Raw genomic sequence first — 12,647 nt, forward strand, 5'->3', positions numbered from 1 at the left:
CGAGATCGGCGTCGCGGCCCACCAAGTCGTCTGGCCCGTCACGTGCCCCCCATTCCGTGACGGCCTGCGGAGCAGGCGCCTACTGGACGGGCGCCGCCGGCTCGGAGTCGGCCACCCATCTCGGGTGGGCGGCGACGAACGCGTCGACGGTGTCGTCCCGGACCCCTTGCATCAGTCGCAGGCTGGTCGGGCTGAGGATCCCGGCGCTGAGCTTCCCGCGGTTTCCCGGGCCGCGCTATCGTGGAGCGCGACCTACCGGTCGGTGCCGCCGCACGCCGGTGGCTGGAACCGTGGAGGAACAAGACGACCAAGCTGCAGCAGGCGGCGTACGACGCGCAGTTGGCCGCAGGGTTGCCGGTCAGCGATCGGGCTCGCGCCTTGCTCGTCATGGGCGAGCAGGCAGTCGACCCGCGGAAATGCGCGGCGTACATTCATGCCGTTCAGCAGACGGAGTGGTTCAAGGCCGCGTTCGCGGCGCACACGGAACCGGTGACCGTCGTCGGTGGCAGGGGGGTCAGCCGCGCCGACGCTGCCCTGCGGTGGGTGGAGATCGGCACGAGGGACCGGTGGTCGGTCGGTGCCTGCGAGCAGGCCTGTCTTCACGAGCTGGCACACGTCGTTACCCCTGATCACGGGCCGGAGAGGCACCTGCGTGAGCCGGCGGGCGGCAGGGACAGCAGTAAAGGTCACCATCATGCGTGGCGGGCCAACTTCGTTCTGATTGTGAGACAGGCGCTGGGCAGGCAGGCCGCGCAGCGGCTGCGACACGAGTTCAACCAGTGGGGACTGCCGACCCACAGATGAACCACCCGCCCGGCCCCGGCAGGTGACGCAGGATCCGCGGCGCCAAGGGCTGCGGCTGCTCCTCCCGGCTGCGCCGGTCGCGTCCGCTGACCTGGCCGCCGTTGACGGCTTGGACCTGCTGGGTAAGGCCCGGACCCCGCCGCGCCGGTCGATGAGTACGAGGGCTCAGGCACCCGCTCGGCGTGGCAGGGAGGATCAGTGACCATGACGACGCACCTGCGAATGGAACTGTCCGGCGCACGGCTTTCCCCGCTCGGCGGCCTGCTCCTGGCGGCGGCGACCGTCGGCACCTGGTTCGCCTGGCTGAGCTGGAACACCGGCTACCGGATCGACCCGGAGACCGGCGCGCGCAGCGGCCCGTACGCGGTGTGGCAGGTGGCCGGGTGCGTGCTCACGCTTGCCGTGGTCGCCGCCGCCGGTGGCTGGTGGCTCAGCCCGTGGCTCGTCGCGCCGGTGATGACGGTCGCCTTCACGGTTCCCTGGGCCGTGCAGGCCGCGTCGATCGATGGCAGCGGGCTGTGGGTGGTGGGCGCGACGTTGGTGCTGATAGGCACGGCGGCCGGCAGCGGGGTGGTCAGCCTTGGCACCCACTTGCTGCACCGGCGACTGACCGGCTCGTGACCCGGCGCCCGTTTTGGCTAGTGAACCGGAGGGCTACCTTGCGGGAGCCCGCGCTCGAGCCGTAACGCTGCCACCGGGCGGCGGACGGTTCAGCCAGGGCCGCCAGCAGTCCGACCTCGTCGGCAGGGAGCAGCAGAATTGACCGCGGACTCTCGGCGCGTTCTTCCGCGCCAGGGGCTTCACCGCACCCAGCACGTCGGTCGGAGCCACTCGCTCGCCGTTGACCAGAACGCTGACCGCGATCCCGACCGGCACCCCGGCATCTCCCTCATCTGTGAAGCGGGACAGCGCAGGCGCGACCGCGCCGTCAGCCAGTTGCCGGAGTTGACCTACGGCCTGGCTGAGGCAACCCGACCCGGAGTCTCAACCTGAATCAGGTGGGGATCCTCGCCCCCGGCGTTTGAGCCGAGCGAGCGCCAGCATGATCATGATGATTCCGGCGGCTTCAAGGAAGGTAGGCAACTGGAGAAGCAGATCCTCAGTTGCGTATCCCTCGGCTGTGGCAGCTTTTGTCGCGTCTGTTCGGTCGACGTGCAGGATTACCGCGTCTCCGTGGCGATACCGAACGTCGTCGAGGTCGCTGGAGAGCTTTTCCCGGTGGAGCGCGCCGTCAAGGGCGTACTCCACGGTCAACCTCGCGACCGTGGTCGATCGACCGATCTGGTATCGCTCGACGTGGACGACCCGGCCGGTCGTCTCGGCGCCGACGCGCACACGCTCGTCGATCACCGTGTTCAGCCGAGCCGAGAGAAGCAGTCCACCACCGAACAGCACACTGCCCATAGCTGCCGCCACGACGACCCGCAGCCGCCGTCCAACGAAGCCGATCACCGATGGCCCTCCAAACCGCGGCAAGGTGACCAATGGGAACTGGGCAGACGCCAGTTAGTGATCGTTGAGCATGAACAAGAGCGTCTGGTGCTCGACATCGAGGAACGCGATCCGCCACCGCGGCGTCGGCGCGGTTTCGTTGTACGACCTGCTGTGCAGCCACCGCGACTGGCTCGGCAGGAACGGCACCAGGGCCGGCCACACGTCTGCCGGGCTAAGATCATCCGGAAGCTCATCCAGATTGACAGGTGCCCACGGTACGAACTCGTAGCGCTTCGCCAACGTCCGCGCGTCCTCCGGTCGCAGCTTGACCACGCCCTGGTAGGCAAGGTCGGTCGGACCGGGCATCCTGGAACACGGGTTACCCGGGGCGCGTAGCTGCCAGTGGATTTCTGGGTAATCGCCGAGGTCCGGCAAGTCCTCAGGAGGATCCCAATGGTCGGTGCGGACCTTCGCCTCGGCGACCTGCATGGACTTCTGGCACGCGTGCGCGTCCGTCGGACCGTCGCCGATGAGTAGGAATCCCGCCGCGACGCACCCGACGACCACCAGCAGCATGGCAGCAGCGGCACCGCATGCAGCCACCACCAGCCTGCGCGTCTTCATGGCCATGAAGGGTACGAGCCCTCGGCCACAACCATCACCCACAGGCCCACGCTTCCGGCCGATAGACGGCGACGGCCAAGTCCCGCCACTCGCGTCGCAGACGGCCATGACGTCGGGCCCGTAAGGCCATTCAGGATCCGGCCGTCTGGTATCTACCGAGCGCAGCTTCGGCGAGCTGGGTGAGGTACTTGTCCCCGCCGGGTTTGTTGCCCTCCTCCTGGACGACCACCAGAGCAGTCCCGATCCGGACGAGTACGCTGTCGCATTCCAGCCTGTCAGAACCGGACGCCATGCTGCAGCTGACGTGCATACTGTCATCGCCCAGCCGCGGCCCCGGTGCCACTGCGAAGCGGTGCCGGTCGCCGATGCCAAGGCCGGAGGACACGACGAGGGTGGAGCAACGGCCGATGAAGGTTCGCAGGTCGATCATCGCTCGTCGTGCGCCGTCACCGGCGTAGGTCCTGAGGACTTCGGTCCCCACCCAGAGGTCGTCGGGACCCGCGTCATAGCTGAGGGTGGCTGCGGCCATCGCGGACGGAGTTCCGGTCAGCCGCCTGGCCGACAGCAGCGGAATCATGCCGTCTGAACAGGACACCACGGTGCCTGAGTGGTGCTCTCCAGCATCCATCGGCATGGCCGTCGCGATCTGCACAGTGAAGCCGGGTGGCACCGAGTCCGTAGTCACCAAGCGTGCGGACAGCGCCGCGGAGTAGCCGGATCCGCCCGTCGCCGGAACTGCTGGGGAGGCTGGCTTCGTGGCTGTGGCCGTGCCCGTCGCCTCCGCCGTGGAGGGAGTCGTTTCGCCCGCTGATCGATTCGCGGTATGAGCCGTTGAAGAACCGCACGCGGTCACCATGCAAACGGCCACCACCGCGCCCATCCGACGCAGCACCATCCTGATCACCGGGCAGACTCCACCTCTCGCGCGGGACGGGTCAGGCTACCAGCGTGATCATCGCCGTCGCGCACCTACGGAGTCCGGCTCGCAGCCTCGGCGCATATCGATCGTCCCCAGTTGGGACAACACCGGGTCGGATGATCTTTGCGGGTTTTGGCGCTTCCTCGCCGAGAGCGACATTGAAGGAGTCTTCCCGACTGCAGGGACGATTCAGCAGCATCGATCCGAAGCTGAGGCCGCAGCGAAGATCCTGTCCGCGTCTGCGACCTCGGATGTCCGTCGGCAGCCGGCGGCTTGCCGCTGCCCTCGTCCTGCCGCCTTGTGGCCGCGGCTCGCGAGGTAGCCGACGATGTGGAGGGCCATCGTGCTGGTGGCCGCGCGGTGGGCGCGACCGCGCGGGGCAGGAGGTTCGGCGGGAGCCGGTGCGTCGACGACATCCTCTGGGCCGGGCGGCCTCGGGCGAGGAAGCATCAGAGCGGGGACTCGGGACTGGAGTCGGCGTTGCCACTGGCTCAGGCCCTCCGCCAGGTGGTCGAGGATCGGTTCGGGTAGGCCGGTCACCTAGTCATCCCCGACGGCAGCTTGACCGGTCTCACCTCCACCGTTCCGCCTGGTCGCCTGCGCCTCGGCGCCTGCCGCGAATCGGCCTTCTGATGTTTGTCGGATCCTTCAGGCACCATGCCCGGCCATGGATGTACGACAGGAGTTTCGGGGCGCAGCCCGGGAAAAGGGCGTGCCGGTGGACGAGATCGAGCGCTGGGTGCGGCTGGCCCGACCACAGACGGAGCTGGTTCCGGAGGGCGACGGCCTGCCTGTTGCCGGTCGGTTCGGCGGTCTCGCGGCGTTGCCGGAGGGCGCGGAGTGGCCTCCCGGGCAGTGTCTCGTGTTGACGCTCGACCTCGCCGCGATCCCCTCGCACGGGCACGACCTTGATCTGCCGGCCGACGGGTCGCTGCTGTTCTTCGTCGAGCCGAACTTCACGCCCAAGGACTGCCGGATCGTTCATGTGCCGGCCGGCACTCCGGTAACCGAGCACCCGAACCCCGGCGTGCCGGTCTTCGGTCCGATTCTGCTGCACGCTCGTGCCGGCTGGAGCCTTCCCGAGAACGAGCACGAGGTGCCGTTCGACCTTCGCTTGGACGACGAGGTCGAGGAAGTGATCGGAGAGGTGATGTGGGACCTCGAGGACAACGATTACGGGTTTTCTCTCGGCGGTTACGGCGGCGCCAGCACCGGCGGCGCGGACAACCCCATCCTCAACGCAAACGAGCACACCGTGCTAGCCACCGTCTGGCTGGACGAGGGGCAGGTGGGTGACGCGTTCGGCGACACGCTGGTTGCAGTCAACTTCATGATCAAGCATGCGGATCTGGCCGAGCGCGCCTTCGACCGGATCTGGCTGATGACTGACTTCAACGGCTGACGCGGTCAGGACTCCGGCGTGGTCCCCGGCTCGGCGTCGACCGCGTCGCGGGCGGTTCGGCGCAGAGCGGCGACGCCAAGCCTGTGGCACTGGGTCGACCAGCAGACAACTGCGTCGGTACTTGGCTAGCTAGCGGCGTCGGTGCCACGGTCATAGCCGCCGGGATGCACCGCCTCGTCGGAAAATCGCACGACAACGATCGTTAGGTTCCGGAGAATCCCCGGTGATGTTCGCCGCCGTCCTCCGCCGAGCGCGCCCTCCGTCGCCTCTCGCCGGCCAGCTCGCCGCCCAGTCACTCCTGTTCGCCCTCGGTGAGGGCACCTTCATGACCGGGTCGGCGGTGTTCTTCACCAAGATCGTCGGGCTGTCCGCCGCCCAGGTTGGTCTCGGCCTGACCTGCGCCCTCGTCGCCGCCTTCCTGGCCGCGCTGCCAATGGGCAAGCTGGTCGACCGGTTCGGGCCGAAGAAGATGTGGGCCGTCAGCGCCACCGGGCAGGCGGCGATGTTCGCGGTGTGGCCGCTCATCACCGACTTCAAAGGCTACGTCGCCATGGCCGTCGGCATGGAGGTCATCGGCGCCCTCGGCAACGCGGCGCACGGCGCGTACACGATCGACGTACTGCCGCCGGACGAGCGGGTGAAGTCACGGGCCTACATGTACTCCGCGCTCAACGTCGGCTTCACCCTCGGCTCCCTGATGGGCGGCGTCGCGCTGGCGTTCCACTCCAACGACGTCCTCCACGCGCTGCCCTGGTTCACCGCTGTGGTCTTCCTGGTCAACGCCGCCGCAATCAGCCGGCTGCCGCGGGCCTCGCACGACGACCGCACCCCGGCCGACCGCAAGACGAAGATCGCCGGGCCCGGACCGCTGCGAAACCCCGGCTGGCTCCTCACGACGTTCTTCAGCGGCGTCTTCTGGACCAACCAGGTGCTGCTCAACATCGTGATTCCGCTGTGGCTGGTAGAGCAGACCGACGCCCCGCGGGTGCTGCTGGCCTTTCTGTTCGGAACCAACACGGTGATGTGCATCTTCCTGCCGATGGTGGCGGCCCGTGGAGTCGAGGACGTGCCGACCGCGCTGAAGGCGGTTCGGGTGTCGTCCACCTTCTTCGTGCTCTCCTGTCTGATCACGCTGGCGACCCACGACACCGTCGGCTGGGTCACGATCGCGCTGGTCTGGCTGGGTCACGTCACCGTGACCGGGGCTGAGCTCTACCTCTCGGCCGCCAGCTGGTCCTTCGAGGCTGAGCTGATGGACCCGCGTCAACGCGGCGCCTACCAGGGCGCCGCCGAGCTGAGCAGCACCCTGGGCCGGGTATGGGCGCCGGCGGTGTACACGTTCCTGGCGATGAACTGGGGCGCCGTCGGCTGGCTGGTGATCGCCGGCATCATTGTGGCGGCCACCATCGGGGTGCACCCGTCGACAAGGCTGGCGCGGCGATTCCTCGAGCAGCACGTACCGGCCGACGTGCTAGCCGACGCCCGTGCCTCCAGCCGGGAACCCGAGGAGGCCGTCGCGGTCGGGCCGCCTTCGCTCATCGACACCGACGAGCCGCTGCCCGAGTCCACCGGTGGCCTGATCCGCTAGGCCACGCCTGGCCGGTTTTCGGCGCCCAGGGCGGCAAGTCGAAGTCGGCCGTTCGCCCCCTGTAACACCAGTGCGTGGTCGAGTCCCGTCAGAGGGTGGACCTAACATGTACGGCGCACCGACAAGCTGTAACAGCTGTTCCCGCACTGAACCGGGAGCCGAGCACACCGCACCACTCGGATAGCGGCGTCCACCCCACCACTTGGAGGTGATCGACATGCCAGCCAGGCGATAGTCCCGCGCACGGTGCGCGGGCGGCCGGAAGGCGGTCGTCACATGGCCCGTACCGACGTTCACCGACCCGAGCGAGTGCAGCAGCGAGATCCGCAGTTGCGTCACTGGTTCACCGACATCCACCAACACGGCTCCGGCCCCTGCGACCTTGACGAGTTCCTCGCCTCGCCCGGTTGGAACCGCACTCGCTGCTACCGGCAGCCGTCGGCTCAGGCGCCGAACCTCTGCGGCTGTCAGCTGTGCACCTTCCAGTGGCGCCGCAGGCTCGGCCGCCGGCAGGAGCGCGTCGCCTGACGTTCGATCCGGTGTCAGCTGCTCGCCGAGCATCGCGGCGGCGAGCGTGACCTCGACGTGCCTCCGATCCGCGGAAAGGCGTGGTAGCAGAGGTGCGCCAGCAAGCCGGCCACCGAGCACCGGGAGTTGCCAGCGCTCAGCAGGGCTGTGACCTCTCGTTTAAGTTCTGGGCGTTCGAGTTGACGCCGTCAAAGTGCGGCTCTTCCCCGGTGTTGACCGCTGCATCGGGCACGGAGCGGGCACGTGCCGACCTTCTCGCCGGATTCAGAGGTCAGCCCAGACATGGGGCTCCTCGTACGCGTGCCAACCCCGAAAGAACCAGTCGGCCAGGTCGCCGATCCGCTCGATGCATGCCTCGTAGTACTCGGCATCAGGACGTGGGAAGTTCGGGTGACTGGTCCAGCCCGGCACGTACGTTGCCATCTCGTAGAACCCCTCGGCGAGCCACCGTTCCAACTGGTCTCGCTCTAGATACGCCGCACAGACCATCCGCATCGCCCGTTCCAGCCGACTGAACGCACCGCGATCCCAGATCAGGTCGCCTCGGAGTCCGAGCAAAAAGCTCCCTTCCTCGGCGTTGAACTCGTGTCGTAGCACCTGGATCGCGTCGTCCACCTCTGGATCATGCGACAGCAGGGCGGCCCATGCTGCCTCCTCTTGTCCCGAAGGAACCACTAGCCCGTCGACGAGCCGCGACAGCAGCAGGGCTGAGCTTTCCGAACGGTCCACCGGAGTCCATGGACGTCTCGCCAGTGCATCAACTACAGGTAAGACGGCCCGGTCGGCCTGGTCATCGCGCCGACCACGCCTCGTCACCTGGGCAGACGCCGTCACCAATGGTCGTCGTTGGTCGCTCTCAATCGGCCTCTGACGGCCTGGTGACGGCCTGGACCTGGCCCTAAGCAGGGGAATCCGAGACAGTCGAGGTGCTCCGCCGGGAGTTCGACACCGAAGACGGAGCCCCCCGGCAGATGGTAAAGCGGCTCGTGCATGCCGATAGCGGTCAGTGGCGCGAGATGGACGGCGACGCGGCCACCCAGCCGCCCCGGAGAGTCGGTCAACCCGCTCCGGGAGGGGCATGGGAAAGCATCCAGCCGAGCTGATGCCAACCCTCATGATCGCCGGTATACGATCCGCCGATGAACCGATCCCTCGCCGCGAGCCTGCTGGCCGTCACCCTCCTTCTCGCCGCTTGCAGCGACGACAAGCCGGAGGCAACCCGACCCAGCCCCGACCCGGCAGGCCGCGGAAGTTGCGTCCTTCTGGCGCAGCAGCTGGAGAAGAACGACCATGGCTGGATTGACAACCGCGCCGCACGCCGGGCTGTCCTCTCGACCGACCCTGCTGTCAAGGCGGCAGGCGAGGAGCTGGCCGCGGCCCAGAAGGAGGGCGGCGACCTGGACGTGGGCAGCCACGGCAAGGCGGACCAGACGCAGGCCGAGGCCAAAATTGCCGCCGCTCAGCAGAAGCTGATGACCGCGTGCCGCGGACTGCTGGGCGAACCGCCCTGGTCCTGATCGTGGTGTCGCCGGAACCGTCCTACCCCGCAGGATCTTCCTCACGCCCTAGTCCTCATCGCCGGCGGACGTCGGCCCGGAGGTGCACCCCGCACCCCCAGGCTCGCCGAGCTCATGCCGGGAGGTGCCGTCAACATTGCTGCCAGCTCGTAGAGTGCCGCTGTGGATACGAGATCAAGTCGGGGTGTAGGCATCGTCGGAACGATCGCAGCGCTTGTTGGTGCCTGCTGGCTCGTGCTGCTCGCCCAGGGTGATTGCGTAGTCGGTCAACGGTGCCGCTGAGCTGGGGATTTGTGGGACCGAGTGGCCTCTGTGGAGGCGAGAAGAGCGGGTGAGATCACGCCGGTGATCATGGAGTTGCGACGCTTCACGACACCGGAAGAGATCTCACCCGCCGATGGCATCATCCCTCATCCGCGCACTGGCCGTAACAGCAGACCGCACCGACATGCCGCCCGGGCCGGTCACCGAGGGCGAACAGGGTGGGCTTTTGCGCGCGTTGGCCGCGGTCCCTGATCCCCGTGACCCGCGAGGGGTGCGCTACCCCCTGGCCGGGCTGCTCACCGTGGCCGTGTGCGCGGTTCTGGCTGGCGCATCGTCGTTCGCTGCGATCGCGGACTGGCTGCACGACCTGGACGAGCGTGCCAGGGATCGGCTCGGGTTCACCCACGTCGTGCCTGCGGGCACGACGGTGTGGCGGCTGCTGACCCGCCTGGACGCCGACCTGCTCTCGGTCGTCCTCGCCGGCTGGCTGCGCACCCGGGCCCAGCCGTCGGTCACTCCGGGGCGACCGCGGTATCGAACCGTGACCGCCATCGACGGCAAGACACTACGGGCCGCACGCCGGCCCGACGGTGGCCAGGTGCATCTGCTGTCCGCGCTGGACACCAGCACCGGGATCGTCCTCGCGCAGGTCACCGTCGCGGCGAAGTCCAACGAAATCCCCGCGTTCACGCCGCTGCTCAACGCCATCCAACAGGTAGTGGGCAGCCTGCAGGGCCTGGTGTTCGTCGCGGACGCCCTGCACACCCAGACCAGCCACGCCAACGAGATCGCACAACGCGGCGGCCACCTGCTGATCCCCGTCAAGGCCAACCAGCCGACCTTGCACGCCCAACTCAAGACGCTGCCCTGGGCGCAGATCCCGGTCGGTGACCAGCGCCGCGACACCGGCCACGGCCGCCGGGAAACCCGCACCGTCAAAGCCGTCACCATCGCCACCCCGGGCGGGATCGCCTTCCCCCACGCCCAGCAAGCCGTCCGGATCACCCGCACCCGCACCACCCGCGGCAAAACCAGCCGCGAAACCGCCTACCTCACCGTGTCACTGGCCGCCGACCAAGCCCAACCCGACGACCTGCAGGACTGGATCCGCCGCGAATGGCTCATCAAGAACCTCGTGCACCACGTCCGAGACGTCACATTCGGTGAAGACCACCACCAAGCCCGAACCGGCACCGGACCCGCCGTCATCGCCACCCTGCGTAACACCGCGATCGGCTACCACCGCACCAACGGCGAAACCAACATCGCCCGCGCCACCAGACGCGCCAACCGCCGCCCACACGACCTCATCACCGCCGTGACCAGCGGTAACCCTAGAACGCAATGACCCTGACTTGCCAGCTGATCGGGAACCGCCGCTCGGTAAGACGAAGTTTTGGCCCCACCTTCGCCGATGAAAGCATGGGCTGGGCTGGACGGCAATCGAACAGGTATTCATGGGGTAGACCACGATAGCGCGGGGCGTAATCTTGACGCGTGGAAGCTACCAGCAGAGCATCCGAGCACGGCTATCCGGAGCCACCAGCAATAGGTGATGAGGCCTCCACGCTTCTCGGATCCCTGGAACGGCAGCGCGCCACGTTCGAATGGAAGTGCAGCGGTCTGGATCGTGAACAACTGACGAGGCGGCTCGATACTTCCGAGCTGACGTTGGGCCGGCTTCTGAAGCACCTGGCCTACATGGAGGACATCAACTTCACCCGGGATCTCGCCGGTGCTGAGCTGCCGCGTCCGTGGCTGGACGTGGATGCGACCGCACGGAGTTCCTGGGTGTTCGTCTCAGCCGATGCCGACCCACCCGAGACGCTCTACCAACTGTGGTACGACGCGGTCGATAGATCGCGATCGGCCGTGCGATATGCGCTCGACCACGGCGGTCCTCAGGCGAGGTACCGATTCGGCGCCAGTCAGGAGGCGAGCGTACGACGCCTGCTCGTGGACATGATCGAGGAGTACGCCCGGCACACCGGCCACGCCGACATTCTCCGGGAGGCCATCGACGGCCGCGTTGGGGAGGATCCGCCCGGCCCGGCAGTCTCGTTCAGTGCGAGCGCTGAGGAGCCCTGAGTGTTGACCACGCGACGGTCAGTTGGTGCCCGTTGCTCGCGATCGGACCGCAGTGACAGAGCCGCACCAGCCTGGCCCTGGGTGGTGGTGCCTGCCGCAGGGTCATTGGGTTCTCGGGTAACTGCTGGTCACGGCGGTGATCAAGTCGTGTGAGCGGCGGGTCGCGCGGGCGATGTTGGTCGCGCCGGTGGTGCGGTGGTAGCCGATCGCGGTGTTACGCAGGGTCGCGATGACGGCGGGTCCGGTGCCGGTCCGCGCTTGGTGCAGGTCTTCACGGAACGTCACATCCCGGACGTGGTGGATCGTGTTTTCGATGTGCCAATGCCGGCGGATCCAGGTCTGCAGGTCGCGGGGCGGGGCTTGACCGGCGGGCAGTGACACTGTCAGGTAGGCGGTCTCGCGGCTGGTTCTACCAGCGGCGATGCGGGTGCGGGTGATCCGGACGGCTGCTCGGCGTACGGGAACGCGACGCCGCCGGGTGTGTGTACGGTGACGGCTTTGACGGTGCGGGTCTCGCGGCGGCCGTGACCGCGGTCGCGGGTCTGGTCACCAGTGGGGATCTGCGCCCAGGGCAGGTGTTTGAGCTGCTTGAACAGGGTCGGCTGGTTGGCTTTGACCTGCACGAGCAGGTGGGCGTGGCGGCGGGCGACCTCGTCGGCATGTGCGGTCTGGGTGTGCAGCGCGTCGGCGATGAACAGCACCCCGGCCAGGGTGCCGTGCACCGTCTCGACGGCGTCGAGCAGCGGCGCGAACGCTGGGATCTCGTTGCTCTTGGCGTCCACGGTGACCTGGGCCAGGATGATGCCGGTGCTGGTGTCGAGCGCGGACAGCAGATGGACTTGACGTCCGTCAGGACGGCGGGCGCCGCGCAGGGTTTTGCCGTCGATGGCGATCACCGTGCGGTAGCGCGTCGGTCGTGCTGTCACGACCGGGGTGCGGGTGATGCGCAGCCAGCCGGCGAGGACGATGCTGAGCAGGTTGTCGTCGAGGCGGGTCAGCAGCCGCCAAACCGTGCTGCCGACCGGCACGCCGCGGGTGAACCCGAGCCGGACTTGGGCGTGTTCGTCAAGGTCATGCAGCCAGTCCGTGATCGCGGCGAAGGATGACGCCCCGGCGAGGACGGCGCAGACCGCCACCGCGCGCAGCGCGGTCAGCGGGTAGCGCACGCCGCGCGGGTTCCGCGGATCAGGAACCGCGGTAAGGGCGTGCAGCAGTCCGCCGTGTTCACCATCGGTGACTGGCGCGGCAAGCTTCCCGACTACGCAATGGCCCTGTGCTGCTCGCCGACCGCGGCTTCCCCGAGTGGCGGTTCGTGGCCGCCGTCACGCTGGTTAGCGGGCTGCTGCTGCGCATTGAGGCGGCAGTGCGAGAACGCGGACGCCTTTAAGAGCTTCCGCAAATAGGTGGGACGTCATGGTCGGCGGGTGGAGCGGGTGTCCCAGCGGTAGAGGGTCCAGGCCTGGCGGATGAGGCTACGGA

14 protein-coding genes are annotated in these 12,647 nt (G+C 68.0%); 8 read left to right on the forward strand and 6 right to left on the reverse strand.

Annotated features, from left to right (window positions below; translation table 11 throughout):
• Positions 1-240: 240 nt before the first annotated feature.
• Positions 241-804, forward strand: coding sequence for a hypothetical protein (locus tag ACWEVO_RS14725; protein ID WP_452308051.1), 564 nt, complete (start codon positions 241-243; stop codon positions 802-804).
• A 204-nt stretch (positions 805-1,008) separates the two neighbouring features.
• A complete protein-coding gene (locus tag ACWEVO_RS14730) occupies positions 1,009-1,425 on the forward strand; it encodes a hypothetical protein (protein ID WP_452308064.1) in 417 nt (138 codons plus the stop codon).
• Between the two features lie 363 nt (positions 1,426-1,788).
• On the opposite strand, the gene ACWEVO_RS14735 is transcribed toward ACWEVO_RS14730, so the two are convergent.
• From ACWEVO_RS14735 to ACWEVO_RS14745, 3 genes are all read right to left on the reverse strand, one after another.
• Complete coding sequence (locus ACWEVO_RS14735) at positions 1,789-2,256, reverse strand: DUF3592 domain-containing protein (protein ID WP_452308052.1); 468 nt, start codon at positions 2,254-2,256, stop codon at positions 1,789-1,791.
• A gap of 54 nt (positions 2,257-2,310) precedes the next feature.
• Complete coding sequence (locus ACWEVO_RS14740; RefSeq protein WP_452308053.1) at positions 2,311-2,862, reverse strand: hypothetical protein; 552 nt, start codon at positions 2,860-2,862, stop codon at positions 2,311-2,313.
• A 130-nt stretch (positions 2,863-2,992) separates the two neighbouring features.
• Positions 2,993-3,766 carry a hypothetical protein gene (locus ACWEVO_RS14745; RefSeq protein WP_452308054.1) on the reverse strand — a complete coding sequence of 258 codons (774 nt, stop codon included), beginning with the start codon at positions 3,764-3,766 and terminating at the stop codon, positions 2,993-2,995.
• Positions 3,767-4,499: 733 nt separating this feature from the next.
• Between ACWEVO_RS14745 and ACWEVO_RS14750 the strand changes: the two genes are divergently transcribed.
• The 3 genes from ACWEVO_RS14750 (at position 4,500) to ACWEVO_RS14760 (ending at position 7,299) form a co-directional block, all read left to right on the forward strand.
• Entirely contained in the window at positions 4,500-5,183 is a 684-nt protein-coding gene (locus ACWEVO_RS14750; protein ID WP_452308055.1) for a DUF1963 domain-containing protein, read from the forward strand.
• A 226-nt stretch (positions 5,184-5,409) separates the two neighbouring features.
• Positions 5,410-6,771 carry an MFS transporter gene (locus ACWEVO_RS14755; RefSeq protein WP_452308056.1) on the forward strand — a complete coding sequence of 454 codons (1,362 nt, stop codon included), beginning with the start codon at positions 5,410-5,412 and terminating at the stop codon, positions 6,769-6,771.
• A gap of 276 nt (positions 6,772-7,047) precedes the next feature.
• Entirely contained in the window at positions 7,048-7,299 is a 252-nt protein-coding gene (locus tag ACWEVO_RS14760; RefSeq protein ID WP_452308057.1) for a hypothetical protein, read from the forward strand.
• A gap of 264 nt (positions 7,300-7,563) precedes the next feature.
• Here ACWEVO_RS14760 and ACWEVO_RS14765 read toward each other — a convergent pair whose 3' ends face one another.
• The gene (locus ACWEVO_RS14765; protein ID WP_452308058.1) at positions 7,564-8,028 is read right to left on the reverse strand and encodes a hypothetical protein; all 465 of its coding nucleotides are present in this window, start codon (positions 8,026-8,028) and stop codon (positions 7,564-7,566) included.
• 410 nt (positions 8,029-8,438) lie between these two features.
• Between ACWEVO_RS14765 and ACWEVO_RS14770 the strand changes: the two genes are divergently transcribed.
• From ACWEVO_RS14770 to ACWEVO_RS14780, 3 genes are all read left to right on the forward strand, one after another.
• Positions 8,439-8,816 (forward strand): hypothetical protein, encoded by a 378-nt coding sequence (locus tag ACWEVO_RS14770; RefSeq protein ID WP_452308059.1) that lies wholly within the window; start codon positions 8,439-8,441, stop codon positions 8,814-8,816.
• A gap of 448 nt (positions 8,817-9,264) precedes the next feature.
• On the forward strand, positions 9,265-10,428 hold the full coding sequence (locus ACWEVO_RS14775; RefSeq protein WP_452308060.1) for an ISAs1 family transposase: 1,164 nt from the start codon (positions 9,265-9,267) through the stop codon (positions 10,426-10,428).
• 149 nt (positions 10,429-10,577) lie between these two features.
• The gene (locus tag ACWEVO_RS14780) at positions 10,578-11,168 is read left to right on the forward strand and encodes a mycothiol transferase (RefSeq protein WP_452308061.1); all 591 of its coding nucleotides are present in this window, start codon (positions 10,578-10,580) and stop codon (positions 11,166-11,168) included.
• A 102-nt stretch (positions 11,169-11,270) separates the two neighbouring features.
• Here ACWEVO_RS14780 and ACWEVO_RS14785 read toward each other — a convergent pair whose 3' ends face one another.
• Together ACWEVO_RS14785 and ACWEVO_RS14790 are read right to left on the reverse strand one after the other, a co-directional pair.
• Positions 11,271-11,549, reverse strand: coding sequence for a hypothetical protein (locus tag ACWEVO_RS14785; protein ID WP_452308062.1), 279 nt, complete (start codon positions 11,547-11,549; stop codon positions 11,271-11,273).
• A 2-nt stretch (positions 11,550-11,551) separates the two neighbouring features.
• Entirely contained in the window at positions 11,552-12,334 is a 783-nt protein-coding gene (locus ACWEVO_RS14790) for an ISAs1 family transposase (protein ID WP_452308063.1), read from the reverse strand.
• Positions 12,335-12,647: the final 313 nt, after the last annotated feature.

It is taken from the genome of Micromonospora sp. NPDC003776, from assembly GCF_053605645.1.